The 25,516-nt window shown below is 68.4% G+C and carries 25 protein-coding genes and 2 pseudogenes; 11 read left to right on the forward strand and 16 right to left on the reverse strand.

Translation table 11 applies throughout. From position 1 onward, the window contains the following. Window positions 1-35: 35 nt before the first annotated feature. Complete coding sequence (locus tag ACWD6N_RS32995) at window positions 36-353, reverse strand: transposase (RefSeq protein WP_450005977.1); 318 nt, start codon at window positions 351-353, stop codon at window positions 36-38. Further along, on the reverse strand, window positions 325-849 hold the full coding sequence (locus ACWD6N_RS33000) for a GNAT family N-acetyltransferase (RefSeq protein ID WP_450005979.1): 525 nt from the start codon (window positions 847-849) through the stop codon (window positions 325-327). Before ACWD6N_RS33000 ends, ACWD6N_RS32995 begins: the two co-directional genes overlap by 29 nt. 329 nt (window positions 850-1,178) lie before the next feature. Here ACWD6N_RS33000 and ACWD6N_RS33005 point away from each other — a divergent pair, with 329 nt between their 5' ends. Continuing rightward, window positions 1,179-2,342: an IS110 family transposase gene (locus ACWD6N_RS33005; protein WP_450005981.1), complete on the forward strand. Its 1,164-nt coding sequence runs from the start codon at window positions 1,179-1,181 to the stop codon at window positions 2,340-2,342. Window positions 2,343-2,427: 85 nt separating this feature from the next. Here the strand turns inward: ACWD6N_RS33005 and ACWD6N_RS33010 are convergent, their stop codons facing one another. After that, window positions 2,428-3,072 carry a GNAT family N-acetyltransferase gene (locus tag ACWD6N_RS33010; protein WP_354968612.1) on the reverse strand — a complete coding sequence of 215 codons (645 nt, stop codon included), beginning with the start codon at window positions 3,070-3,072 and terminating at the stop codon, window positions 2,428-2,430. A gap of 282 nt (window positions 3,073-3,354) precedes the next feature. Between ACWD6N_RS33010 and ACWD6N_RS33015 the strand changes: the two genes are divergently transcribed. The 3 genes from ACWD6N_RS33015 to ACWD6N_RS33025 all read left to right on the forward strand — a co-directional run bounded on the left by ACWD6N_RS33015 (window position 3,355) and on the right by ACWD6N_RS33025 (window position 6,241). After that, window positions 3,355-3,792 (forward strand): YunG family protein, encoded by a 438-nt coding sequence (locus tag ACWD6N_RS33015; protein WP_354968613.1) that lies wholly within the window; start codon window positions 3,355-3,357, stop codon window positions 3,790-3,792. Between the two features lie 293 nt (window positions 3,793-4,085). Continuing rightward, window positions 4,086-4,748 (forward strand): hypothetical protein, encoded by a 663-nt coding sequence (locus ACWD6N_RS33020; RefSeq protein WP_354968614.1) that lies wholly within the window; start codon window positions 4,086-4,088, stop codon window positions 4,746-4,748. A 506-nt stretch (window positions 4,749-5,254) separates the two neighbouring features. Continuing rightward, window positions 5,255-6,241 (forward strand): serine hydrolase domain-containing protein, encoded by a 987-nt coding sequence (locus tag ACWD6N_RS33025; RefSeq protein ID WP_354968615.1) that lies wholly within the window; start codon window positions 5,255-5,257, stop codon window positions 6,239-6,241. 320 nt (window positions 6,242-6,561) lie between these two features. On the opposite strand, the gene ACWD6N_RS33030 is transcribed toward ACWD6N_RS33025, so the two are convergent. The 5 genes from ACWD6N_RS33030 to ACWD6N_RS33050 all read right to left on the reverse strand — a co-directional run bounded on the left by ACWD6N_RS33030 (window position 6,562) and on the right by ACWD6N_RS33050 (window position 12,137). Then, on the reverse strand, window positions 6,562-7,422 hold the full coding sequence (locus ACWD6N_RS33030; RefSeq protein WP_354968616.1) for an RNA polymerase sigma-70 factor: 861 nt from the start codon (window positions 7,420-7,422) through the stop codon (window positions 6,562-6,564). A 9-nt stretch (window positions 7,423-7,431) separates the two neighbouring features. Then, window positions 7,432-8,352 (reverse strand): NAD-dependent epimerase/dehydratase family protein, encoded by a 921-nt coding sequence (locus ACWD6N_RS33035; protein ID WP_450005984.1) that lies wholly within the window; start codon window positions 8,350-8,352, stop codon window positions 7,432-7,434. Between the two features lie 344 nt (window positions 8,353-8,696). Continuing rightward, window positions 8,697-11,033 carry a hypothetical protein gene (locus ACWD6N_RS33040; protein ID WP_354968618.1) on the reverse strand — a complete coding sequence of 779 codons (2,337 nt, stop codon included), beginning with the start codon at window positions 11,031-11,033 and terminating at the stop codon, window positions 8,697-8,699. 404 nt (window positions 11,034-11,437) lie between these two features. Then, window positions 11,438-11,770: a TfoX/Sxy family protein gene (locus ACWD6N_RS33045; protein WP_354968619.1), complete on the reverse strand. Its 333-nt coding sequence runs from the start codon at window positions 11,768-11,770 to the stop codon at window positions 11,438-11,440. Then, entirely contained in the window at window positions 11,757-12,137 is a 381-nt protein-coding gene (locus ACWD6N_RS33050; RefSeq protein WP_354968620.1) for a nuclear transport factor 2 family protein, read from the reverse strand. Before ACWD6N_RS33050 ends, ACWD6N_RS33045 begins: the two co-directional genes overlap by 14 nt. Before the next feature lie 57 nt (window positions 12,138-12,194). On the opposite strand from ACWD6N_RS33050, the gene ACWD6N_RS33055 reads away from it, so the two are divergent. Together ACWD6N_RS33055 and ACWD6N_RS33060 are read left to right on the forward strand one after the other, a co-directional pair. Further along, window positions 12,195-13,130 carry an RNA polymerase subunit sigma-70 gene (locus ACWD6N_RS33055; protein ID WP_354968621.1) on the forward strand — a complete coding sequence of 312 codons (936 nt, stop codon included), beginning with the start codon at window positions 12,195-12,197 and terminating at the stop codon, window positions 13,128-13,130. Between the two features lie 252 nt (window positions 13,131-13,382). Further along, window positions 13,383-13,730, forward strand: a pseudogene (locus ACWD6N_RS33060) (ADP-ribosylation/crystallin J1); the annotation flags it as partial. Window positions 13,731-14,331: 601 nt separating this feature from the next. Here the strand turns inward: ACWD6N_RS33060 and ACWD6N_RS33065 are convergent. Both ACWD6N_RS33065 and ACWD6N_RS33070 read right to left on the reverse strand, forming a co-directional pair. Then, window positions 14,332-15,009, reverse strand: coding sequence for a serine hydrolase (locus ACWD6N_RS33065; protein ID WP_354968622.1), 678 nt, complete (start codon window positions 15,007-15,009; stop codon window positions 14,332-14,334). 12 nt (window positions 15,010-15,021) lie between these two features. After that, complete coding sequence (locus tag ACWD6N_RS33070; protein WP_450005988.1) at window positions 15,022-16,191, reverse strand: alpha/beta hydrolase; 1,170 nt, start codon at window positions 16,189-16,191, stop codon at window positions 15,022-15,024. 180 nt (window positions 16,192-16,371) lie between these two features. Between ACWD6N_RS33070 and ACWD6N_RS33075 the strand changes: the two genes are divergently transcribed. Beyond that, a complete protein-coding gene (locus tag ACWD6N_RS33075) occupies window positions 16,372-17,595 on the forward strand; it encodes a helix-turn-helix domain-containing protein (RefSeq protein WP_354968624.1) in 1,224 nt (407 codons plus the stop codon). 227 nt (window positions 17,596-17,822) lie between these two features. Here ACWD6N_RS33075 and ACWD6N_RS33080 read toward each other — a convergent pair whose 3' ends face one another. The 4 genes from ACWD6N_RS33080 to ACWD6N_RS33095 all read right to left on the reverse strand — a co-directional run bounded on the left by ACWD6N_RS33080 (window position 17,823) and on the right by ACWD6N_RS33095 (window position 21,094). After that, window positions 17,823-18,635 (reverse strand): tyrosine-type recombinase/integrase, encoded by an 813-nt coding sequence (locus ACWD6N_RS33080; protein WP_354968625.1) that lies wholly within the window; start codon window positions 18,633-18,635, stop codon window positions 17,823-17,825. A gap of 659 nt (window positions 18,636-19,294) precedes the next feature. Then, window positions 19,295-19,780: a hypothetical protein gene (locus ACWD6N_RS33085; RefSeq protein ID WP_354968626.1), complete on the reverse strand. Its 486-nt coding sequence runs from the start codon at window positions 19,778-19,780 to the stop codon at window positions 19,295-19,297. A 313-nt stretch (window positions 19,781-20,093) separates the two neighbouring features. After that, complete coding sequence (locus ACWD6N_RS33090; protein ID WP_450005990.1) at window positions 20,094-20,423, reverse strand: hypothetical protein; 330 nt, start codon at window positions 20,421-20,423, stop codon at window positions 20,094-20,096. Continuing rightward, complete coding sequence (locus ACWD6N_RS33095; RefSeq protein ID WP_354968628.1) at window positions 20,420-21,094, reverse strand: TetR/AcrR family transcriptional regulator; 675 nt, start codon at window positions 21,092-21,094, stop codon at window positions 20,420-20,422. The genes ACWD6N_RS33090 and ACWD6N_RS33095 overlap by 4 nt, the downstream gene beginning before the upstream one ends. A gap of 134 nt (window positions 21,095-21,228) precedes the next feature. Between ACWD6N_RS33095 and ACWD6N_RS33100 the strand changes: the two genes are divergently transcribed. From ACWD6N_RS33100 to ACWD6N_RS33110, 3 genes and pseudogenes are all read left to right on the forward strand, one after another. Continuing rightward, entirely contained in the window at window positions 21,229-22,194 is a 966-nt protein-coding gene (locus tag ACWD6N_RS33100; protein ID WP_354968633.1) for an NAD(P)-dependent alcohol dehydrogenase, read from the forward strand. Window positions 22,195-22,525: 331 nt separating this feature from the next. Next, a complete protein-coding gene (locus ACWD6N_RS33105) occupies window positions 22,526-23,008 on the forward strand; it encodes a DUF4386 domain-containing protein (RefSeq protein ID WP_354968634.1) in 483 nt (160 codons plus the stop codon). 28 nt (window positions 23,009-23,036) lie between these two features. Beyond that, window positions 23,037-23,102, forward strand: a pseudogene (locus ACWD6N_RS33110) (hypothetical protein); the annotation flags it as partial. Between the two features lie 28 nt (window positions 23,103-23,130). Here the strand turns inward: ACWD6N_RS33110 and ACWD6N_RS33115 are convergent. Both ACWD6N_RS33115 and ACWD6N_RS33120 read right to left on the reverse strand, forming a co-directional pair. Continuing rightward, complete coding sequence (locus ACWD6N_RS33115) at window positions 23,131-23,334, reverse strand: hypothetical protein (RefSeq protein ID WP_450005992.1); 204 nt, start codon at window positions 23,332-23,334, stop codon at window positions 23,131-23,133. A gap of 109 nt (window positions 23,335-23,443) precedes the next feature. Further along, window positions 23,444-23,755 carry an EthD family reductase gene (locus ACWD6N_RS33120; protein WP_354968862.1) on the reverse strand — a complete coding sequence of 104 codons (312 nt, stop codon included), beginning with the start codon at window positions 23,753-23,755 and terminating at the stop codon, window positions 23,444-23,446. Between the two features lie 348 nt (window positions 23,756-24,103). Between ACWD6N_RS33120 and ACWD6N_RS33125 the strand changes: the two genes are divergently transcribed. Next, window positions 24,104-25,267, forward strand: coding sequence for an IS110 family transposase (locus ACWD6N_RS33125; RefSeq protein ID WP_450005981.1), 1,164 nt, complete (start codon window positions 24,104-24,106; stop codon window positions 25,265-25,267). Window positions 25,268-25,516 lie beyond the last annotated feature (249 nt).

The following is a 25,516-nucleotide window of genomic DNA, read 5'->3' on the forward strand; positions in this document are numbered from 1 at the left end:
GTGTTCGGCCTTCTGGGAGTCGACGAAGTCGACCTTCATCGCGACGGACGGTCCAGCTCCGCCGCGAAGAAACTCGCCGCGGACTTCAGGATCTGGTTGGCCCGCCGCAGCTCACGATTCTCCCGTTCCAACGCGGCGAGGCGTTCGGCGTCGCTGCTGGTGGTGCCCGGCTGGTCACCGGCGTCGGTCTCGGCCTTCTTCACCCACGTGCGCAACGCCTCCGGATGAATCCCGAGCTGGCCGGCGATCCGCCGGATCGCTCCGACCGCGGACGCCGGATCTCGGCGGGCCTCGACCGCCAACCGGGTCGCACGCTCACGCAGCTCATCGTTGTACTTCTTCGGTGCGGGCATCGCTGGTGTTCCTCCCAGGTTTCGATGTCTCCATCAAACCCGGTGCGGGACAGGCTATCGCGCGGGTGTTGTCGCGTAGCACTTCCAGATACAAGGGTTGGCCAGGGTGGGTGGTAGCCGCCCAGGTAAAGGCGTGCCGTAGCAAGTAGCGTCCGATACCGCCGCCGATGCGTGCCGGATCGACGTGCAGGTTGTCGAGCAGGATCCGTCCGTCGGGGCCGGGGATGAGGTAGGCGAAGCCGAGTAGGTCGATGCCGTGCTCGGCTATCAGCAGGTGGCCGCCATCCGTGTCTCCGTCGCGCTGATTCGCGGCCGCCAGCCGGCTCTTCCACATGTCTACCTGCTGGTCCCGCAGCGGGCCGTCCAAGTAGCTGGCCGGCATCAGTCCGGCATACGCTGCCTGCCAACTGTCGGTGTGCAGGCTTGCGACACGTAAGGTGTCCTGTGCGGTTCCGGTCCTGACCTCCATGATCTTTACGCTCTCATGCAGTTGCACCCAAGGCCGCCATGCCGCCCATGTGAGCGTCCGCACATCGGCACGTCCGAACGCCGACGATCGGCGCCCGACCTCACCTTCGGTGACGAGCGCTATGCGGCTACTTAGAGACTTTGCGCAGGATCGGTGTCCGGCCAGACTCGGTCCAGGTGCTCGGCGAGACGCTCCCACATTGCGGCTGCCCACCGGTGTCATTGGTGTGGCTCTCTCATGGCCTGCGGTCTCGCCGGGCACCGCGCGAGGAGAGGCTGAAAAGGGGTTTGTTCTGCTCGAAGTAGCGGTGCCCTCCTTGCTGACAACTCACCGAGTTCAGTCAAGGGGAGGCGCCGATGTCGGTGATCATCGGGATGGACCCACACAAGCGCTCAGCAACCATCGAGGTCGTCGACGAACGCGCCCGGGTGCTCGCAGTGGGCAGGTACGGCACCGACAAGACCGGCTACGCGCAGATGCTCGCCGCCAGCCGCAAGTACACCGATCGGGTGTGGGCGGTCGAGGGGTGCAACGGCATCGGCAAGCACATCGCCCACCGACTGGTGCATGACGGTGAGACGGTCATGGACGTGCCCGCGAAGCTGTCCGCTCAGGTGCGGGTGTTCGCCACCGGCAACGGCCGCAAGACCGACCCGGTGGATGCGCACTCGGTGGCGATGGTGGCACTGCGTTCGCCGAACCTGGTGCAGGTCCAGCTCGACCCGGACCTGCAGGTGATGGGGATGCTGGTCGACCGTCGCGACGAGCTTGGCCGGGCACGGACGCAGACCGTCAACCGGCTGCACCGGCTGCTGCTGGACCTCTTCCCAGGCGGGGCGAAGCAATTCCTGTCCGCCCGGCAGGCACGTGCGCTGATCGCGACCATCAAACCCCGCGACATCGTGGGCAAGACCAGACGCCGCCTCGCCGTCGAGCTGATCGGTGAACTTGAGAGCATCGACAAGAAGATCAAGACCGCGGAGAAGGACCTCAAAAAGCTGGTGATCGCCCGCGGCTGCACCCTGATGGACCTGCACGGCATTGGCCCGTCAGGTGCAGCCCGGCTGCTGGCAGACGTCGGCGACATCCGCCGCTTCGCCGACCGCAACCGGTTCGCGTCCTGCAACGGCACCGCCCCGCTGGACGCCTCCTCCGGCGACCAGCAGCGTCACCGGCTCTCCCGCGCCGGCAACCGACGGATCAACCGGACACTGCACATCATGGCCGTGGTCCAGCTACGCAACCGCACCGAAGGCCGCGCCTACTTCGACACGAAGAAAGCCGCCGGGAAGACCTCCATGGAAGCCATGCAGGCGCTAAAGCGGCGACTGTCCAACGTCGCCTACGCCCGCATGCTCGCAGACCAACAACAACGGCAGGCGGCGGATCCGGGAGGGCACTCGGGGACGACTCTGCAACCCAGCGTGACCGACCTGACCCCGGACATCGGCCCTTCGGACAAGCCACTTCCCGGACCCGCCACCACCCAACCTAAACCCGCCCTCCGAGCGGTGTCTTGACACAAAGGGGTGCCATGAGCGAACGTTCGGAAGGGGTTGGGTCTTAGATCTCGACCTCGGGCAGCGGGAGCACCTCAGTGTCCCGTCAGACGGCTCCGGGTGATCGGTCGGCGGTAGGCTGCGACGTGGAGTCCTGCACGAGCTTCATCGACACGAGTTCGGTGAAGCCGGCGCGTCGCGCGAAGCGCACTTTCCGACGCTTGTACACCGTGAAGCCGAGCTTGGCGTAGAGGCCGAGGGCGGGTGCGTTGGTGTCCTTGATGTCCTCGAGCACGTACTCGCGATACCCGGGCAACTCCAGCAGGTGACGCAGCAACGCGGTCGCGACGCCGCGACCCTGATAAGCCGGCTCGGTGGCGACGAACCCGATCTCGGCGAGCCCGGGCCGGGCGTCGTCGGAGGGGCACATGAACCATCTCCGGATCACCACGTAGCCGAGCAGCCCGCGCGCCAGCCCGAGATGACGCCGGATCTCCCGCCAGCGCGGCGCGAACAGCGTCTGGTCGCTCTCGGTGAGCGAGGCGAGGCCGGCGGGCTCCCCGTCCACGAGCGCGATGTAGAACCGTTCGAGCAGCAGCATGTGCTCGAACGCGTCGGCCAACTTCCCGGTGTCGCGCGAGAACGCGACGAAGTCCGCTGCGAAGCTGCGCACGTAGACCTCGGTGATGCGGCGCCGGTATCCCTCGCCGAGTTCGTCTCCCCACTCGACCACGACCATCGTCTCGACCATCCCCGTCCACTCCACGTGTCACGCACCCGTACGGGTTCGACCATATCCAGCGGCACGCACGCTGAAGCGCGCCCGAGGTTTGATATCGCGACCAATCTGGGCGGACAGACGCACGCTCATCGGCACGTCCGGACGCCGGCGACCGGCGCCGACCTCACCCTCGGTGACGAGGGCTTCGCGGCAGTTGAGTACGCCCGGCGGTGGCGCTCTTCGGCCAACCGGGAAACCCGTGGCCCGAGGTTTACTTGACCCTCGACCCGGTCGAGGGCTCACTCTGCATGGGTGACGTCCGGAGAACGCGACAAGCGAACAGACCCGCTCTTGATTAGCCTGGAATTGCTGCAGCCGATACTGCGGGCCGGCTGGGGAGCGGATACCTGCGACCCGCATGATATGCAGGACTGGCATCCAGACAACGCAGCCCGTGGTCAATGCGGAGCGACCGCACTGATCATTCAGGACCTGCTCGGCGGAGAACTGATCCTCGGTGAAGTCTTCGCCAGAGACGCCAAGGTCGGCTACCACTATTGGAATCGGTTACCCGACGGCCGCGACGTCGACCTCACCGCTGATCAGTTCTACCTGCAGGAAGTCGTTGTCGGCGGTCAGGTGCAGCAGCGCCCGCCCGGCCCTCCCCGGCGATGTCGCCAGCAGTACGAGATCTTGCGGCATCGTGTCCTCGCCACCCTGTACGGCAGCACGGCAGAGGAACCCGCGTAGCGGTGACAGTCGACCAACAGCCACGCGCACGGTCGGCGGCAGAAGCGGATACCTTCGCCGATTTCAGATCTTGCGTTCGGCTCCTGCGCTGCCACGCCGCCGACATGCAGGCCTCGGCCTCGGCCTCGGAACCGAGGATCCGGTAGGCCGACCCGAAGATCGCAGGTCGATGCGATTCCCAGTGGGTCTCCGCCAACGTGCCGGTCAGTTCCACTCCCGAACTCCTGCATGCTCGGATCAGTGCCTTCCACGCTTTGGTATACACATGCGACGCTTCGTGGAAGGGAACCGCCGTGGGTTACGAGACCACGTTCACCGGCCAGGTGACGATCACTCCTCCGCTGAACCAGCACGAGATCGACTACCTGCTGGCGTTCGCCGAGACCAGGCACGAACCCCGGTCCACCGGCCCCTACGCCCTCGGCTACGGCGACGAGATCGAGGACGCCAGGGATCCAGACCCGCGCAAGCCCGGGTACTGGTGCAAGTGGGCGCCGACCGCCGACGGCACCGCGATCGCCTGGAACGAGAACGAGAAGTTCTACGATGCCGAATTCTGGATGGGGTACCTGGTGCACACGTTCCTGGAGCAGGACGCCACCGTCGCGCGCGAGCGGGTCGACCCGGTGCCCGGCCGGGTGTATCCGCCCGCGCTGGACAGGTTCACCTTCGGCCACGTCGTCGACGGCGTCATCGAGGCCGAGGGCGAGTGGCCCGACGACCGCTGGCGTATCGAGGTGCGCGCCAACGCCGTCTACGTGGTCCGGCTGCTGACCGAACCGGACCACGCCGAGTACCCCCGCGCCCACCGCGACGACTGGACCGACGAGCAGCGGGCCGACTTCGCGGCGCGGACCCGGCACAATTTCGTGTACCTGGTGCGGGACGGGCGGTTGCACGAGGTGGGCCCGGCGGACGGGACGTCGTTCGACCCGATCCCGGCCGACGTGGACTGAGCGCGGGCCCGGGGCGTCCGCGTGGGCAGGGCAGGGTTGCCTCGGCTGGTCAACGATGAACAGCTCGCCATGCTGCGGGTTCCGCAAGACCGCCGCCGATCGCTCGGTGAGGACCGCACTCGAATGATTCCCAGCCGCGCCAGCTGCTGTTGAAGACCGAGCGTCAGGGCGCCTCGAGGCCCAGCGCGCACGGTCGGCGGCAGATGCGGATGCGCGGCGGCAGCTCGCGCTGGACGTGGCGCGTTGTGCTGCTCGGCACCACCCCGCGCACCGTCGACAGCGACCCCACCAACGGTGTGGTACGCAAAATGGGGCGGCACGGTCCTGGACGCCGACGTCGAGGCTCTGCGCCAGGAGGTGGCCGTCTCTCACGACCGAATCATGGCTGAAGCGGGCAGCTGCGGCGGGCCGGGCCGGGCCCTCCCACCCGGCCCGCTCCAAGAGCGGAAATTCCGGTATAACGAGCATGCTGTTCCGCCAGCCGATATCGCCCCCTGGGAGTGCCTATGACGACGCAGTTGCGTGACCGTCTCGACGAGATACTCCAAGCTGGCCAGCTCGGCGGTCTGCACGCCGTCGCGGCGGTTCGCGGTGGTCAAACCTTGCTGGAGTACTACGGGGCCGGCGAGGACTACGCCTGGGGCGACTCGCTGGGCGTCGTCGAGTTCGGGCCCGAGACGCTGCACGACATCCGGTCCGTCACCAAGAGCGCGACCGTGCTGTTGTACGGCATCGCGCTCGGCGAAGGGCTGGTTCCGCCGCCGGCGGAACCGCTCCTGCGGCTGTTCCCGCAGTACCCCGACCTGGCGGTCGACCCTCAGCGTGCCCAGCTCACCGTCGAGCACGCGCTGACGATGTCGTTGGGCGTGGAATGGCGCGAAGATCTCCCGTACAGCAGCCCGGCGAACGCCGAGATCGCGATGGAGCTGGCGCCGGACCGGTACAGGTACATTCTGGAGCGGCCGATCCTCGAGCCGCCCGGCACCCGATGGACCTACTGCGGCGGTGCCACGGCTCTGCTCGGCCGGCTGATCGCCGACGGCACCGGGCAGTCGCTGCCGCAGTACGCGCAGGCCGTGTTGTTCGCGCCGCTGGGTATCGGCAGCTTCGAGTGGATGACCGGCGCGGACGGAGTGGCCTCCGCCGCGTCCGGGCTGCGACTCGCGCCCCCCGACTTGGCCAGGATCGGCGAACTGGTGCTGACCGAGGGAATCTGGGACGGCCAGCAGATCGTCTCCACCGACTGGATCCGCGCGATGCTCCAGCCACGCCTGCAGACCGGCTGGGGTGCGCAGTACGGCTACCAGTGGTACATCGAATCCATCGAGGGCCATCGGCTGGTGGCCGGCATGGGCAACGGCGGCCAGCGCCTTTTCGTCCTGCCCGACATGGACCTCACCGTGGCCGTCACCGCCGGCAACTACGACGACCCCGACCAGTGGCGGACCCCGCTCACGGTGCTGGAACGGGTCATCCTCCCTGCAACGGCCTGACGGCGCGGCGTCCGCCGGGTCAGCCCCGTCGGCAGGGCACACGTCTGGGCCGGAACCACCTCGCGCGTGCGGTTGGGACAGTTTCTGCGTCGCCAGAAGCGCACCCGCGGCACGGCGCCCGATCGACATCCGGTCATCGGCAAATCCGTGCGTTGAGGGCGACGTGGCCGTGTTTTGCGGTGGCCGGCCGACCAGGTCGCCGGCTGTTCAACTTACCGCTTGTCGGCGTACTCGTTGATGTGGCTGGCTGAATGGAACGGTGATCCGGAACTGTTCCGTTGAGGATCATCTTAGGTTCATGATCGACGGGGGAGGTGGGATCAGCGGGTGAGGCCTCGGAGCTTGTCCGGGTTGCCCTGCATGCGTACGCCGGTGATCCGCTCGCCGTCGAAGTCGAGGCAGATCGCCCCGGCCGGTTGCCCGTCGGCCAGGCCCAGGATGCCCGGCCCGCCGTTGATCTCGGTGATCACGAGCCGTGTGTTCTGCGTCTCCGGCTTGGCGAAGACCCCGAGCAGCCAGCGGGCGACGTTGTCGGCGCCTTCCAGCGGCCGGCGGGCCGCGGTCACCTTGCCACCGCCGTCCGACCAGCAGATCACCTCGGGCGCCAGGAGTTCCATCATCGCGTTCAGGTCGCCTCCGGCACAGGCCTTGCGGAACCGGTCCACTGCTTCTCGGCGTACGCCTTGGTCGACGTCGAAGCGAGGCCGGCGGGCCGCGACGTGCGCCCGCGCCCGGACCGCGGTCTGCCGCACCGCGACCTCGGACCTGTCCAGAATGGATGCGATCTCGGCGTGGTTGTAGCCGAAAACGTCGTGGAGCAGGAAGATCGCGCGTTCGGCGGGGGTGAGCGTCTCCAGGACGACGAGCATCGCCATCGAGATCGACTCGGCCATCTCGGCCTCCTGGCCCGCGTCGGGCGCGGTGAGCACCGGCTCGGGCAGCCACGGCCCGACATACGTCTCGCGGCGGGCGCGGGCCGAGGTGAGTTGGTTGAGCGAGAGGTTGGTGATGGTCTTGACCAGGTACGCCCGGGGGTTCGCGAGTTGGCCGCCGTCGACGTCGCGGCACCGCAGCCAGGCCTCCTGCAGGATGTCCTCGGCATCGGCGACGCTCCCCGTCATCCGGTACGCGACGTCGAAGAGCAGCCGCCGATGCTGAGCGAAGACCTGGCTATCGATCATGGGAACAGGCTAGACGTGACCGAGCGCCTGCGCCCGCAGCCCGTCCAGCACCGTCGCGTACGCGGGCTGCCACCCGAGCTCGCGGCGGGCCTTCTCGCTCGAGACTCGCATGGTGACGCCGAGCATCAGGTGCATGTAGGGCGCGACCGCCATCATCCACGTGGGCACGGTGAACGGCTTGGGTGTGCCGAAGGTCTCGGCGATCGCCCGGATCATCTCCCCGAAGCCCATGTGGTCATCGACGACGTTGTACGCCTCACCGGGCCGGCCGCGATCGATCGCCGCGACGACGGCGGCGGCCGCGTCGGCCAGGTGCGTCCACGGCGAGATGTGACCGTGGTCGTTGAACGCCGGCAGTTGTCGCTTCCGCAGCATGTGCACCATCGTCTCGGTGCCCCCCGGCCCGTAGAAGAAGCCGAATCGCAGTGAGATCGCCTCCAGCCCCGACTCCCGGGGCAAGCGCTCCTTCTCCCGCATGCCCTCCAGGTGCCGGTTGATGTCCGGGTCCGTCACGGACGCCCCGAACTCGTCGGCCTCGGTCAGAACGCGGTCGCCGAAGTCGCGGTAGCCGTAGCCGACGGCGACGTTCTCGCCGATGAAGCGGCGTACGCCCGCAAGTTTGGCCGCCTCGATCAGGTTTGCGGTCCCGGTGACCCGCAGGTCGTCGGTGCCGAACATGCCCTTGTGCGTCATCGGCGGCTTGCGCAACGCGGTCGCGGCGTGCACCACGACGTCGGCCTTGATCCCCTCGAACGCCCGCAGCAGTCCGTCGCGGTCGAGCAGGTCGGCGCGGATCTCGTTGCCCTCGCCGCGGCCCACGCCTAGCACGGTGTGCCCGGCGTCGGTCAGCGCCTCGCGGATGTGCCGGCCGAAAACACCACTGGCTCCGGCCACGATCACACTCTGGTTCTTCATCTCCGTCATGGCCATGGGACAAGGCGGCCTTCCGATCCGTGACATACCCGGGCGTGACCCCGGTCACTCGAGTCCTCCACTCCGGGCCTTGAATTCCAACAGTGAGAGGATCTTGTGGCAGCTCGATAGTCGTCTCGGTGCCGAGTTGGCGATGCAGGCTTGAAAACGCCCACGGGAAAGCTGTGGCGACGCCTCAGTCGGTGCACCTCTCATCGGCATGATCGAGTGCACTGTCATCGGCAGATGCGTGTGTCTGATCTTCGGCGAGGGGCAACGATCGGCGTGATCCGTTGGGTAGAGGTCGTCATCGTCGTGGCCGCCCTTTATGAAAGTCCACATTAACGTCCTTGCACAAAGGGCTACGGCGTCAACAGCGGCTCCACGAACATCACCGACTGCCCGCGGGAGCCGACGGCGGGTAACCGCTCGATCGCGCCGTCGCGCACCGACAGCCGTACTCCGCTCGCGGGTTCGCGCGGGAAGTGCCAGGGGTGGTAGCCGAAGAGCACGTGTTCGGTGTCCTCCCAGATCGGCTCTCGATACGTCCCCTGTGGGGACCGCCGGCGGTCCTCAGGCAACCACCACACCTGCGGCTGCACCGTAGCTCCCGGCTCGACCGGGAACAGCGTGAGCGCCGGCGGGTTGGAGCGCACCGTCCACAACCGGTCACCGCCGGGCGCGAGCCGGGCCATCTGGTCGACCGGCACCGTCACCGTCGTCCCGTCTGGCCAAACTACGGTGATCCCCTCCACCTTCCGCGCGCTGCCGGTGCCGGTGAGCGGGTCGATCTGCTGCACCGGGTGCGCGTACCGCTCCGGGTCGGTGCCGGGTGTCCAACGCATTGTGGCCCACTGGGCCTGGTGGTCGGCGAAGAAGACCGTGCCGCGGTACGCCCCGACGAGGCTGATCCCCCGGTCGTCTGGCCATGGCATGGTCTCCACCGGGCCGCCGCCCAGGTCGATCACCCGCAGCTGGTACCGCGACACCCGCCGGCGGTGCTCGCTGTCGACCACCGCCACCCGCCGGCCGTCGCCCAGCAGCATCACGCCCGGCATCCGCACCTCGTCGATCTCGGTCACCTCGCCGGCCGCGGAGACCAACCGGGCCGGGTGCCCGTGGCTCACCACAAGCACGCCCTGCCTGGTTTGGAGTGCCCGGCTCCAGCGCGCGGCTTCGAGCCGGGCCAGGTCCACCCGCGCGCCGTCGCGCCACCCGACCAGGGTGCCGTTCGCCTCGATCACGCCGGCCCGCGGCGGCGCACCGAACGGCGGGCCGGGCGGCTCCTCCCGGTTGCGCTGCGGGAACCTCACGAACATCCCGCGGCCGTCCGCCGCGTCGCCCGCCACCCGCGCCATCGCACCCAGCATGAAGCTTCTGGTCGACGGGCCGTCCGAGTTCGGCGCCGGACCGGACAGCATCGGCGCGGCGACCGACATCCTGGTCGGTGTAACGGGCGCGGCCGGCGCGGTTGGGACGTCCGGTACGGTTGGGGTGACCGGCGCGGTCGGGGGGGCCGACGCCGGGCTCGGCCGGCGTCCCAGCCACAGCCGCAGCGGCTCCCCGCCGTCGACGTGCAGCAGGCCCGTCCGCTCCGCGAAGGCCAGCCCGTCGCGCAGCTCTGCCTCGCTCACCAGCAGCCGTTCGGCCAGCTCGGCGGCTGTGGTCTCCAGCGGTGCCCGGGATGCCCACCTCAACACCGCCTCGAGATCCTCGGCCAGCGGGCCGTACCGGCTGCGGGCGTCCTGCAGCCGGACGGACCGGACCCGGTCGGGCGGCAACGACAGCACCGTGTCCACCCGGGCCGGCCGCCCGGCGCGGTAGCCGTCCGGGCCCTCGCGAACCAGGATGCCGGCGGCGGCCAGCAGCGGCAGCAGGTCACGCTTGCGGCGCACCGGCGGCACGCCCAGCTCGGCAGCGATTTCGTCAAGCCGGCGCTGCTGCCCGGCCAGCCGAGCCACCACCTCCGCGCGCTGGGCGGCGTTGCGCTCATCGAGGTCGGCGTGGCCGGTGGTCAACGGCTCCCGAGGCGGTTGCCACAGCGGCGCGTCGAGCCATCCCGGCGGGCGCGAGTGCGTCCGGCCCCAGTCGTCGATGTGCTCCACGGTCACCGGCCCGGCGTGCTCACGGGCCGCGGCGTTGACAATGCCGGCCAGTTCCATCGGCTCGTACTGCAGCTCGGACTGCCAGCCGTCGTAGCCCGGACCGACGGCCGGCCGGCCGCGAGCCAGCCAGACCGGCGGCTCAGGTGCCGGATCCGGCCAGAAGCGCAGCAACCAGCGATCCCCGAACCCGTCCTCGGTGTCGCCCCGCCGGCGCGCCACCCGGACCCGGTAGCAGCCACCGCCACCCAGCTCGAGGTCGGCCGGACCGGCGCCGCCGGTCAGGACGGTCAGCGACAGACCCCCGGAGCTCGCACGGTAGGGAGTCTCCAGCACGTCGTCGAAGCCTGCGTGGTCAGCTGGCGGCGGGCCGTCGTGCAGCTCCAAACGCACCATGTGGTGGCCGTCGCCGGCCTGACACAGGATCCAGCCGGCGCCAGCTCCGGCGAACGTGCCGGTCGGCTCGTCTTCACGGTCACGCCCGCGCGGCAACTCCGGATCGTCGCCCGGCTCCCCCGGGTCGTCCGGGTCCCGCAGGACGACGAGTCCATATTCGGGAGAGTAATCGTCGTGCTCGAACGCCCGTACGACGGCCACGGCGGTCAACCTAGCAAATCCGGCCGTGACCGTAAGGCGGCAGCCGGGGCAGCGACAAGCGCGTCAGGCCAACCAGTCGTGAGAACCGCCCCGTCGGCCCCGACGGTCCACAGCACCGGAGCCACCAGCGCGCGCTGAAGCGGCGACTGTCCAACGTCGTCTACGCCCAGATGGTCGCCGACCAGAAACGACGGCAGGCGGCGGATCCGGGAGGGCACTCGGGGACGACTCTGCAATCCAGCGTGACCGACCTGACCCCGGACATCGGCCCTTCGGACAAGCCACTTCCCGGACCCGCCATCAACCACCCTAAACCCCTGGTTCGAGCGGCGCCTTGACATAAGTGCCATAAGTGGATGGCCAGCTCGCCCGCTGGTACGCGGTACCGGCGGGCGAGCTGACGCCTACCGGCCTGGCAATGTCAACGCGTAGGTCAGCCCGCGCCGTACCCAGGTGACCAGGTCCGAACGTGTGGCACAGGCCTGCTCGGCCACTGTGATCCAGCCCCGCAAGGGTCGGCTGCGCATCACCATTGTGGCGGTACCGGGTTCGGCGAGCATCATCTCGTGGTCGGCTCGGGCGATCCGCACCATCAGGCCTCCGCCGTTGAGTGCGACGACGGCCATGTGGCCGTGCACCAGCCAGGCGAGCCCGCCGAACATCCGCTTCTCGGTAACGCCCGACTGGTCAGCGAGGGCCTCCCGCACCCGGACGGCCAGTTGGTCATCGAACGCCATCACCGGCCTGCCGGCGTTGGAACTCTTCGAACGGCAGACGGTCGAAGATGAACCGGTTGTGGACGATCTTTCCGTCCCGGACCGTGACGCACTCGGCCGCCGGTGCGCTTTTGGCCGGGATCGTTTCGGTGTCGTACATGAGCAGGGCTGTGCTGTCGTCCCCGAATGCGGCGATCATCTCCGCGCTGATCAGGAACTGTTCCGCGAACGGCCTGAGAAACTCGCGGTAGGCGTGGATGCCGGCGAGTCGCCCGGGAGGGGCATCGAGCACGACGTCGTCCGCGATGTAGGTCATCGCCGTTTCGAGGTTCTTGCCGGTCCACGCGCGATGATGAGCTAAGGCGATCTGCAATGCTGGGCTGGTCATGATCTCTCCTTCGGTGTCGCCCGTTACGACACCCCCGAGCCGGGAAACGGAACGGCTGTGGCACAGGTCACGTTCGAGGAGCTGGTGGCAGAGCACCGGCGCGAGTTGCTGGTGCACTGCTACCGCCTGCTGGGCTCGGTGACCGATGCGGAGGACGTGCTGCAGGAGGCGCTGCTGGCGGCTTGGCGCGGCCTGGACGGATTCGAGGGCCGCTCATCGCTGCGGTCGTGGCTCTACCGGATCGCTACCAACCGCTGCCTCAACGCGCTGCGGGATCGGGGCCGACGGATACCGTCCGAGCCCCAGCCACCGTTTCAGCCGCCGGAGCCCAGCCGCCGCACTCACGTGACCTGGCTGCAGCCCTACCCGGACGCGCTGCTGGAGCACGTGCCCGACGCCGACCGCGGCCCGGAGGCTCGCTACGCCGCGCGGGAGGAGATCGAGTTGGCGTTCATCGCGGCGTTGCAGCGCCTCACACCGCGGCAGGCCGCCGTGCTGGTGCTCTGCGACGTGCTCGGGTACCCGCTCGGTGAGGTCGCGCCGATGCTGGACACCACACCGACCGCGATCAAAGGTCTGCTGCAGCGGGCACGCGGCGCGATCGAACGTCACCGCGACCCCGCCCGTGAGGCGCCGCCCGCGCCTGGATCGGCGCGCGAACGTCAGGTGGTCGAGCGCTTCGCCGAGGCCTTCGCAGGTAACCATTTCGACACCCTGGTCAGTCTGCTCACCGACGAGGCATGGCTAGCCATGCCGCCCGCCCCGCACGAATACCACGGCGTGGCCGCCATCATCTCGTTCCTGCGGACCAGCGCCGCTTGGCGCGTCAGCCAAAGGCTAAGAATCCGGCTGCGCCCTACTCGCATGAACGGGCAACCTGCGTTTGTCTCGCACCTCGTCGGGGACGGCACCGAGCGACCCGGCGGGCTGGTGGTGCTCACCCTGGCCGGCGACCGCCTGAGCGGCATGACCCTGTTCCTTCACGGCATCTGAGCCCAGTGCCCTGGCGACTGCTCGACGGCTACGGCTACCGCCTCGCCGAGATCCCGAAGGCTCGAACGGGCTGCCACGGTGCCAGTTGAGGCACCATGCCGTCAAGATCGGATGCGCTGATCTCGGCACGACCGGACGGCGCCTGGCTCAAGCGATCGTGACGCTCTGCAGCTCACGGTCCGCGGCAGAAGAGGATGCCGACCTTGTCAGCTGCGAACTCGGTTGGTGTGAAACTTTGGCGAGGAGCAGACCATCGACACCTCCGACACGATCACCCTATGGAGGCCCACCGGGCAGGCCGAACTCGACCTCGTGGCGGAGTCCAGGTGGCGGGCTTGGCCACCACGCCTGCCGGATCAGCCAATCTTCTACCCCGTGCTTAACCGCTGGTACGCCACGAAGATCGCCCGCGAGTGGAACGTCCCCGCCGAAGGTGTCGGCTACGTAACCCGGTTCAACGTCCAGCGTTCCTACCTGGACCGTTACGAGGCTCACCAGGCCGGTGGCCGCGACGTGCTGGAGTACTGGATCCCCGCCGCAGAGCTTGCCGATCTCAACGCCCACATCGTCGGCGCGATCACCGAAGAAGCCGATTACCGCGGCCCAGTAAACGACCAGGAGTTCACCGACGCCGACAAGGCCCTAGGTCAAGCTCTGCCTGCCGCGTGGCGAACCTACCTCCAAGGTGAGTCGTGGCTTCGACGAGGCTGGATGACCAGCGGAACCTACGTGTGGCTCAAGTCGCCACGCGAAATGCTCGAGCTGCATGACGCCTGGGACGAAGCCACCGATGCGCACCCCGGCATCGCGATCATCGGCGGTGACGGCTCCCATGAACAGCTTGTACTCGACCTGTGCAGTGACCCTGCACCGGTGCTGCTCGTCGACATCACAAGCAGCGGGTGGGACAGCGCCATCAGACAAGCCGACAATGTCGGCGAGCTCATCGACCGCATCGAGGCGGGTACCTTCGCGTTCGACTTCGACGATTAGTAGACATCGGCGAGCATGGTCGAACCCTCACCTCGCGGCCAGAGCACTCACCTCGGCAGAGAGTCGAGCAGCATCGGCTGGGGCGCGCGGTCGGCGGCAGAAGCGGACGTTTATCGGTTCCTCATGGTCAGTACGGCGTCTGTGCTCGATGCGCGCGTCGATGCCCGTCGGGACGTCCATCCTGGGCCTGGCTCGGCCCCGCAGCTTATTAGCGGCGGCGTCTGCGAGCGGGGCATCGCGCTACTTCCGCCACCGCGTCGTCAACCACATCGGCTTCGTCGTCGCCGGCGTGGCCCGCGACCAGGCCGGCGTCCACGCGGCGCGGTTCCGCTCGGGCGAGCGCCCCAGCGTTGTTCTGGATGGACGTGGTCGGGGTGGGGACCGGGCCAGCGGATGGTGTCGACCCAGTCGTACGGCGGTTGCCAGGTGACGGTTCGTTGACGCGCGGACGCCGCGGCAGGGGCTCGGCCTTGCCCCGCGCGTTCGGAGCTGCGATTCCGGCTTCGTCCGCGAAGGTCACGGCCACGCACGCCACGGCCGAGCAGGCACCCACTCGGCCGACTTCGTCCCCGACGGGATCCTCGACCGGTTGTGTCTGCTCGGCCGGGTCGTCTAGCCCGATCTTGCCCTCGGCCACCAATTGCAGCACCAGGGTCGCGGTGAAGGTCTTGGTGTTGCTGCCGATCCGGAACCGCCCGTTCGTCAGCGGCTTCGCGGCCTCGCCCAGCTTGCGTACCCCGGCGCTGCCGACCCACTCGCCCCGCTCATCGTGCACGCGCAGCTGCACCGCGGCGAAACCGGAATCGACGATCTCCTGGATGGCCTTCTGCAGCTCCGGGCGATCCTGCCCAGCAGCGGCCACTGCGGTGTCGTCGACCGGCAGCATGCCGGTCTCCTGCTAGGGCTGGGGCGTCCTCTCCCGTGATCTCACCCAGGCGGTGAAGGCCTCGATCGCGTCGATGACCGCTTCGAAGCGGAGCGAGTGGAACAGATCGAAGGCGTGGTTGCCGCCGCGCAGCTCGGCGTAGACGACGGCGTTGGTGGAGGTACGGCGGAGCTGGTCGGCGAAATGCCGGGCATCTGCCACAGGCACCAGCGGGTCCAGGTCGCCGTGCGCCACCAAGAACGGCGGTGCGTCCGCGGTGATGTGGGCCAGCGGCGAGGACTCTGGTCCCTGGCCGAAGTAGCGGCCGTACCAGCCGTTCAGGTAGATGGCGCCGGTAACGTAGGTGTCGGCGTCCTCGAAGCCCGGTTGGAAGGCGGGGTCGTTTGGGGTGAGCGCGGCCAGCGCTGCCATGTGCCCGCCCGCCGAGCTGCCCGCGACGAACAGCGTCGCCGGATCGGCCCCGTACTCGTGAGCGTGTTCCCGCACCCAGGCGATCACCTTCTTGAGGTCGATCAGGTGGTCGGGGTGCTGGGCTTGTGGCCTCAGCCGGTAGTTGGCGCTGATGCACACCCAGCCCCGGCTGGCCAGGTGGTAGAGCAGCGGCAGCGACTGGCTGTTCTTGTGGCCCCCGGAGTATCCGCCTCCGTGCAGGTGGATCAGTACGGGCGCGCCTTCGGGCCGTGACCGGTGGTGGTAGACGTCGAGCAGGTTTCTGCGACCTGCGTCGCCGTAGGCGAGATTGGCCACGCGCCGGACCTCCCACCGGCGCCGGAAGATGGGCCGCAGCACGATGCGGGCCCACGGAAGGCGGTGCCGCAGCCCTTCGGCCAGCTCGGCGTCGAGGGTGGTGCGCCACCCGGCCCCGAGCCCTTCGTCCATGGCGTGCTCGATCCTCGCCCAGTCCCCGAGTGCGCGGTGGGCGATGATCGCGAGCCCGGGCGTGGTCGCGGCGGCCAGCCCGACGACCGCCCACCCGCCCGCCGAGTTGATGTCGCCCTCGGCGAACGCCAGCCACGTCGGCAGGATCAGCATGTAGAGGAAGGCTGCGAACGGCAGTTCGTTCACGACCAGGCCAGAGTAGTAGCTCAGGCGGCCGAGCGGGCGCGACCACGGCACCGGCGCCAGCGCGAACAGCGTGCCGATCGCGACGAACGCCACAGTGATCAGATAACCGACGGGCACGGGACCTCCAAAAATTTGCTCATCACTCGCTCCTGGATGTCGTGCTCGGTTGCGATGCCAGGAACGCTACGACAGTTGCCAGCATCTTGGCAAGAATTTGCCAGAAGTATTTGCCTGCGAGGCGTCTCAGGGTAGGGCAGATTGCCAGGCTTGAGGCAAGCTGGCTAGACTCGGGATGTGGTGGAACAACCAGCCTTCGGCCGCCGACTCAGGCAACTACGGATCGAGCGAGGTCTGACCCAGGGCGCGCTCGCCGGCGACGACATGTCGACCGGCTACCTGTCCCGGCTGGAGTCCGGGGCCCGCCAACCCACCGAACGCGCGCTGACGCACCTGGCCAGCCAGCTCGGCGTCAGCACCGAGGAGCTGATGCAGTCCACCGCCTCATCACTGGCGCGCAGCCTCACCATCGCCACCGGCCTCGGCCCCGACGAGACGGGCGAGCTGCTGTCCGGCGCGCTGGCCACCGCCGAAGGCGAGGACCCCCTGCTGCGCTGGCAGGCCCTGTGGCAGGTCGCCGACTGGCGACGGCAACGCAAGGAGTACGCCGAGCAGCGGGCCTGCCTGGACGAGCTGACCACCCTCAGCGACCAACTCGGACTGGCCGAGCTGCGGGCCAGAGCACTGGCCGAGCTGGCCCGCTGCCTACGGTCCACCGGCGAGGTCCCCGCCGCCGTCGACACCGCGCTGACGGCCCACCAGCTCGCCAAGGACAACACAGTGGCCCCCTATGTCATGGCGAACGTCTTGCTGGCCGTGGTGTCCGCGCTGGCCGAGGCCGACCGGCTGCCCGAGGCCAGCCGGCACACCAACGAACTGCTCAGCCTCGTCGAGGGCCGGTCAGACACGCTGTGGGCCGAGGCACTCTGGACCGCGGCCCACATCCGGCTCCGCCAAGGCGAGCCAGCCGCCGCGGCCGAGCTGCTCGGCAAGGCCGTGCGAGGGTTCGACGGACGGGACAACCCCACCCTGTGGACACGCCTGCGAATCAGCGCGGCCAAGCTCAACCTGGAGACCACCCCACCGGACACCGAGGCCGCCCACCGCCGCGTCGAGGAAGTCCAGGCCAGCCTTCCCCTGACCGGAACACCCGCCATCGAACAAGAGCTGCTGGCCCTGCGCGCGCACCTCGCCATGCACACCGGACACGCCGCCGAGGCCCGCGCGCTGCTCGACCAGCTCGACCGCCTCGACCCGCTCCTGCCCTACCAGGACCGCATCCAACTCGACGTGCTGCGCAACCGGCTCCTGTTACTGGACGGCGCACGCGACGAAGCGGTGGCCGGCCTGCGCGGCCTCGCCGAACAAGCCCAGGACAACGGCAACATGGCGCTGGCCGCTGAAATCTGGCGGCTCCTCGCCGAATCCCTCGCCCAGGACACACCACGGCCGGCTCGCGCGTAGACCCAGGCAGCAGCCGGCCAGGTGAAAACGCGACGAGATCACAGTGGCGCGGTTGCAGACAGGCCACCCGTCCCGCTGATCAGTCGTCGACGCGCCGGGAGACGACCTTCACCAGCGTGGGAAGCAGTCCCGAGCAGCACTCATTTCGCCTGGCCAGGCAATTTCGTCGGTGCCCCCACACGCCCACAGGCCCATCCGACCATCGGCAGACACGTTCGTTGTGGTCGCTACGTTCCCGAGGCCATGTAGGCGGCGAGGATGTAGTTGGGGTGGCGGTCCAGGTTCTTGCGGGCGCGGTCGTAGCGCATGGTGGTGCGGGGATCGGCGTGGCGGGCGGCGATCTGCACGTCGCGCAGGCTCACGCCAGCGTCGAGCATGGTGGTGACGAAGGTGTGGCGCAGCATGTGTGGGTGCATCCTCGGCATCCGGATCCCGGCGTTGGCGGCGAGGTGCTTGAGCCGGCGGGTCGCGGCGTGCCGGTCCATCCGCGCGCCGAGGGTGTTGCGCAGGACCGGACCGTCGAGGCGGCCGTCGACGGCGCGGTCTATGGCTCTGGCCACCGCGGGCGGCAGCGGGACGAGGACGACCTTGCCGCCCTTGCCGCGCACGCGCAGGACGCGGTGGCCGTGTTCCTCGCCGAGGTCGCTGATGTTGGCGCCGCAGGCTTCGAAGATCCGCAGCCCGAGCAGTCCGAGCATGGAGACCAGGGCGAAGTCGTTCGGGTTGGCCGATAGCCGTGCGGTGGTGATCAGTGCTTCGAACTGTAGGTGGCCCAGCCCGAGGGTGGGTGATTCGGGTGGCACCGTCGGTCGGCGGACATAGTCGGCGGGTGAGTTCGGCAGGATGTCGTCGATGACGCACACGCGGTAGAAGCCGACGACCACCGACAGCCGGCGGGAAACGGTCGAGGGTTGGAAGCGGCGTACGTCCTGCAGCCAGCGCACGTACCGCTCGATGTCCACCCGAGCCGCCGACAGCGGATCCAGGCCCTGGTCGGTACACCAGATGAGGAAGACGCGCAGATCGGAGTCGGTGTGCAAGCGCGTGTCACCACGGTACCGACCGAGGTAGGCGGCTACCGCCGCACGGAGAACGAGATGATCAGGAGAGACGATGTTGGGACCAGACGTGGGAGAGGTAGTCATACCTACGGTGCGTCACCGCTCACAGCCGGTGTCAACGCCCGCTGCGCGGCAGATTCGGATGCGCATTGGGTGCGACGCCCGACAGCTTGAGTCCTGCCGGCCCTTGCCCGGCAGAGACCATAATCTGGCCATGTATTGCGTCCATGCCGAAGTAGTCCGTTGGGTCGATGAAGATGGACGGCGGGCCGAGCGCGGTGGACCCGGACAGGTCGAGACCCGCGCCTGCCCGATTCTGCCCGGCTACGAGGCGCGGCAGCCCGGACCCGGGGCCGCCGCTCACCGCACGCCAAGGCCGCGATCGAGTGCACTCTTCTCGACATGTGTCCGGACGCTTATCGGCACGCCGACGATCACGTTCCGTGACGCTCGGATCGCGGCATGTCAGTGCGTTTGCTTGCGCGGCAACGTCGCACGCAGCATCTCGCGGGTGTAGCTCTCCGACCTGTTGGCGAGCGTGAACTGGCTCAAGTGCCCCCGCGCCGACGGGCGAATTGACCTGTGCGGGAACGGGCATTGCGGGCCGCTGTCTGGTGGAATCGGCGGCCCGATCCACCTCAGCGGGCGGCTGCGTGGGCGCTGACCGCGGACCTGATCTCGGTGAGGGTGTGATCGAGGGAGCGGTCGTCAATGACCACCGGGGCGCCGAGCGAGGCCAAATCGTTGCGGGCCTCCCGGCGCAGCCACCAGCGCGCCTGCGAGACCGTGGCGACCGGGTCGGCGGGTACCACCAGCAGCACGGGGGTCTGTGTCCGGCCGCGCATCTTGACGCCCGGCCGCACCTCGGCGATCTCGGGCCATTCGAGCCGGACACCCATCAGCGGCAGCCGGATCCCGTCCGGGCCGACCACCACCGCCGGCACCCGCAACAACGTGCTGGCCGCCACCGGGTAACCGAGCAGCACCGCGAAGAACGCGCCCCACACGACCAGCACCAGGCCCAGCACGCCGCCGCTCATTGCCCCGATCACGATCAGCGCCGCGCCGAGCAGTAGGAACGACAGGGACGCGGCGTTCGGCCGGACCCGCACGGTCAGCGCCATGTTGTCTCCTCCCTTGGTCCGCCCGGCATCATAGCGATCGGTCACGGCGGCGGCGCGACGCTCGTCGGAGCGTGTGCGCCCGAGGCCGCCCCCCGTATGGTCTCGTCGCCGGTCCGTTGGCGTGTTCACCGTTGGAAGTGTCGGGACTTCCGATCGATGACGCCGGCGATATGACGCACTTCATTGAGCGCGGATCGCGGCATGTCAGGACGTCCCCGGGGCCGCCGTCGAGCAACTCGAGGGCGCGGCTGAAGTCGGGGGATGTTGGCGCCGCTGGTCAGCACGTAGATCGGGGTGCCGTTGCCGTCACAGATCAGATGGTGTTTGGGAACCGGGCTTGCGCGGTTGACCGGCGACGGGCCTGTCCCGAGACCCCCTTTCTGGCGTCGATGTGATTGCCGTCCATCGCCGCGCGCGACCAGTCGATCCGGTTCCCTGTGTTCAACCGCTCGAGCAGGATCTGGTGGAGTTGGTCGAACCCGCCGGCATCAATCCAGCGTTTCAACCGCCGCCAGCAGGTCGTACCGGGGCCGAAGCCGAGTTCTTGCGGGACTTTAAGCATGGCGAGGTAGTTAAGCGCCGTACACTCATCTCGGCTACCGGACGTTTTCGCCGTCATGCCCATCGCGCGAGCGGCACTCATCCCAGGCCGAGCGACCTTTCGAGCCCGTCGAGAATGAGGTCGAGCCCGAACACGAACTCGTCGCCGAAGTCGTAGCCGGGCTGCATGTAATACGAGGTCGCCATCTCGACGAGATGCGGGTACTCTCCCGCGCCCATCAGCTCCATAATCGGTTCCGCCACTTCGCCGACGCTCTCTGGGCCCTCGAACGGGAGGGCGGCCTCTTGAAGTGCGAAGCCGTAGACATAGCTGTCGATCAGCGCGTAGGCGTGCGCCGTCATCTCGGCCGAGAACCCGGCTTCGCGCAGGGTGGCGATGACGGTGTCGTGGTGGCGCAGATTGGCAAGCCCCGGGCTGCTCCGCGATTCCAGCAGCCCGATGGCCCAGCGGTGTCGCGCTAAGACCTGGCGGGCCGAGTGAGCTCGCCTCCGCAGCTCGGACCGCCAGTCACGGCCAGGAACCGGAAGCTCGATCTCGCCGAAGACGATGTCGACGAGCGCGTCGAGGATTTCGTCCTTGTTGGCGACGTGGTAGTAGACCGACATCGGCTTGACGCCGAGCTCCTTGGCGAGGGAGCGGATCGTGAGCGATCCCAAACCGCCGGAGTCGGCTACCGACAGCGCGCCCTGTAGGACGCGCTCGCGGGTCAGCCGCGCTCGCCGCCGGCCGCCCTCGCTGACTGGCTCAGACATTCATATTCCTCGTCCGTTCGTGCTATAGGCACCTTCGTACAAAGTACGTTAGCGTATTCGTACTAAGTACGGATCTTCAAGTTGACTTCCGGAGGACCGCTATGACGACCCCGACCAGGGCGACGCCGACGATGATGAGGGCGGTCATCCAGGACCGCTACGGCAGCTCGGAGGTCCTGCGGCTGGCCCGAGTCGCCCGTCCTGTGATCGCCGACCACGAGGTGCTCGTGCGGGTGCGCGCGGCCGGTCTCGACCGCGGCACGGAGCATCTGATGACGGGCAAGCCCTACGTGATGCGACTCGGCTTCGGGCTTCGGCGACCAAAGAGCCCGGTGTCCGGCCGTGACGTGGCCGGCACGGTAGCGAGAGTCGGCTCGTCGGTGACACGGTTCGCGGTCGGCGACGAGGTGTACGGGATCGCTCCGGGGTCCTTCGCCGAGTATGCCGTGGCGCGGGAGGACAAGCTCGCCCGGAAGCCGGTGAACCTGTCCTTCGCCCAGGCTGCGGTCGTTCCCGTGTCGGCCGGCACGGCGCTGCAGGCGCTCCTCGACGTCGGAAGGGTGCAGGCGGGTCAGTCCGTGCTGGTTCTCGGCGCGTCCGGCGGCGTCGGGACCTACGCGGTGCAGCTGGCGAAGGCCTTCGGCGCCGAGGTCACCGGAGTCTGTAGCACCGCAAAGCTCGACCTGGTGACCTCCCTCGGTGCCGACCACGTCATCGACTACAGCCACGAGGACTTCGCCGACGGGACTCGCCGCTACGACCTGATCCTCGACATCGGAGGACGCCCCTCGGTGAGGCGGCTGCGGCGAGCACTCGAACCACGAGGGACGGTCGTATTCGTCGGCGGTGAGAACGGCGGCAGCCTGACCGGCATGGGCAGGCAGCTGCGCGGAGCGCTGCTCTCACTATTCCTGCGGCAGCGTCTGGCGCTGTTCATGGCAAAGGAGCGCGCCACCGACCTCGAGCGGCTCACCGAGCTGATCGAGGCTGGCAAGGTCATCCCGAGCATGGACCGCAGCTACCCGCTCGACGAGGCGCCCAACGCCATGCGGCTCCTCGAGAGGGGCCAGGTCCGCGGCAAGGTCGCGATCACCGTCTGATCCCCGGACACATCACCGCCAACCGACTTCCAACCACCCGTCCACCCGACCGCAAGGAGCAACCCGTGACCGCGACAACCAGTGGCCCGCCGTTGCCCGACCAGCACGCCGCTGTTCCACCGCCCTCCGCTGCAGGCTGGGCAAGCGACACCGGCAGGACGTACGGACGCCTGATCGGGTCACTCTTCCTGGCAGGGTTCGTCACGTATGGAGTTGGCTTCGCCCTGGTCAGCTCCGTGGTGGACACGCCCGACTTAGGCACCAGCGTCTCCGCTCACCAGGCCACCCTGGTCCTCGGCGCCTGCCTCATGCTGTTGAACACCCCGTCGACATCGGCAAGGCCGTCTTGTTCTTCCCAATCCTGGAGAAGCACGGCAAGCGGACCGCCCTGACCTATCTGTCCGCGATGGTCTTCGAGGTCGCCCTGCTGGCAGTCGGCGCCCTCTGTCTCCTCTCACTCATCCCGTTGTCAGAGCAGCTCGATGCAGGGCAGGTCAGCGCAGAGCTAGCCCGGTCCCTGGGCTCGCTCGCGGTGGACTCCAACACGATGGCGTACCAGATTGGCCAGGCGGGGCTCGCGTTCGGAGCGTTCTTCCTGTGCGTCCTGCTCTACCGGACCCGCCTGGTCCCCCGGTTTCTGGCGGCGTGGGGCGTGGTCGGGTACGTGGTCCACTTCACGGGCGCCGTCGCCGAGATCTTCGGCAGCCACGTCAGCCTGGTCCTCCTCATCCCCGGCGCGCTGTTTGAGCTGACGTTCGGCGTCTGGCTTCTGGTCAAGGGCGTTCGCACCGAGCCGCATGCTCAGGGTGCGTGACGGCATGGTGCTGACCGACAAGGGTCTGATGGCCGGCAGGACGGTGCTGGTCACCGGCGCGACCCGAGGCATCGGCAAAGCGACGGCCCTGGGCCTGGCCTGTCTAGGTGCGCGCGTCGCGATCACCGGTCGCGGACCGGCCAGCCACCGTCCGGCGTCCGCCCCGGGCCGAGGAACGCCGCGTGCGAGGTGCCGGCCGCAGCAGCGACCGCACGCCGGTCCGCGTCCGTCGCCGCCGGGTCGTCGTCGGTGACGGCCGTGGGGCTGCCGCCCCGGCCGTCGCGCCGCACGCACGCATCAACCACCGTGACATCCGGCCAGGACATGGGCCCACCTCTGACGCTCAACGAACCGGCAACCGCGAACGGCGTCTGCCGATGGCCGGACCTGGCCGCGACGGCCGACCGAACGCGTCCCGGAGCGTACCGGCCTGCCTCAGCCGGTGCCGTCCTGCACCGGATAGTGGATGATGACCGCACCGCCGGTGGCGTAGTTGGCGACATCGGCGGCCACCCGCTGGCCTTGCGGCGACGCCCGCGCCGCGGCCATGGCGGCGGCGTCAGCGAAGTCGCCTTCGAAGACCGCGAAATACGGCGCTTCTCCCTTGGTCGCCGCCACGTCGAAACTGTAGCGCCACGCAAGCAGGCCGGGCAGATTCATGACCAGTGGAAGGTGGTTGGTCACGTAGTAGTCGCGGAAGTGGTCAGGGTCGGCGGGCTTGGAATACAGGACCACCAACTTATGCATGACGACCTCCGTCCAGAGACGAGACCATAACACTCCGGGTGACCTGGGAGCTCCTGCTATGAACCAGGGACGACACGGAACGGTTCGGATCGCCTCAAGATCCAATGCACTGTCATCGGCTACTTAGAGACTTTGCGCAGGATCGGTGTCCGGCCAGACTCGGTCCAGGTGCTCGGCGAGACGCTCCCACATTGCGGCTGCCCACCGGTGTCATTGGTGTGGCTCTCTCATGGCCTGCGGTCTCGCCGGGCACCGCGCGAGGAGAGGCTGAAAAGGGGTTTGTTCTGCTCGAAGTAGCGGTGCCCTCCTTGCTGACAACTCACCGAGTTCAGTCAAGGGGAGGCGCCGATGTCGGTGATCATCGGGATGGACCCACACAAGCGCTCAGCAACCATCGAGGTCGTCGACGAACGCGCCCGGGTGCTCGCAGTGGGCAGGTACGGCACCGACAAGACCGGCTACGCGCAGATGCTCGCCGCCAGCCGCAAGTACACCGATCGGGTGTGGGCGGTCGAGGGGTGCAACGGCATCGGCAAGCACATCGCCCACCGACTGGTGCATGACGGTGAGACGGTCATGGACGTGCCCGCGAAGCTGTCCGCTCAGGTGCGGGTGTTCGCCACCGGCAACGGCCGCAAGACCGACCCGGTGGATGCGCACTCGGTGGCGATGGTGGCACTGCGTTCGCCGAACCTGGTGCAGGTCCAGCTCGACCCGGACCTGCAGGTGATGGGGATGCTGGTCGACCGTCGCGACGAGCTTGGCCGGGCACGGACGCAGACCGTCAACCGGCTGCACCGGCTGCTGCTGGACCTCTTCCCAGGCGGGGCGAAGCAATTCCTGTCCGCCCGGCAGGCACGTGCGCTGATCGCGACCATCAAACCCCGCGACATCGTGGGCAAGACCAGACGCCGCCTCGCCGTCGAGCTGATCGGTGAACTTGAGAGCATCGACAAGAAGATCAAGACCGCGGAGAAGGACCTCAAAAAGCTGGTGATCGCCCGCGGCTGCACCCTGATGGACCTGCACGGCATTGGCCCGTCAGGTGCAGCCCGGCTGCTGGCAGACGTCGGCGACATCCGCCGCTTCGCCGACCGCAACCGGTTCGCGTCCTGCAACGGCACCGCCCCGCTGGACGCCTCCTCCGGCGACCAGCAGCGTCACCGGCTCTCCCGCGCCGGCAACCGACGGATCAACCGGACACTGCACATCATGGCCGTGGTCCAGCTACGCAACCGCACCGAAGGCCGCGCCTACTTCGACACGAAGAAAGCCGCCGGGAAGACCTCCATGGAAGCCATGCAGGCGCTAAAGCGGCGACTGTCCAACGTCGCCTACGCCCGCATGCTCGCAGACCAACAACAACGGCAGGCGGCGGATCCGGGAGGGCACTCGGGGACGACTCTGCAACCCAGCGTGACCGACCTGACCCCGGACATCGGCCCTTCGGACAAGCCACTTCCCGGACCCGCCACCACCCAACCTAAACCCGCCCTCCGAGCGGTGTCTTGACACAAAGGGGTGCCATGAGCGCGCGAACGTGCGGATGCCGTTTTAGGCGGCGATGATTCATAGGCGGGAACGGCCCTATCGGTCGACAACCCTGTACGAGAGGAGTTGCTGTGGCGAAGTTCGTGACCATCGGGTACGGCGACCAAGCGGGCTACGACCCAGGGCCCCGGCAAAGTCGTCAGATGATGCCGAGTAGGGCCAGGGGCCGGGTGCTGTCGCGGGCGTGATGTCGGTTGGCGGCGGCGATGT

The sequence above is a fragment of the Micromonospora sp. NPDC005163 genome (assembly GCF_053599835.1).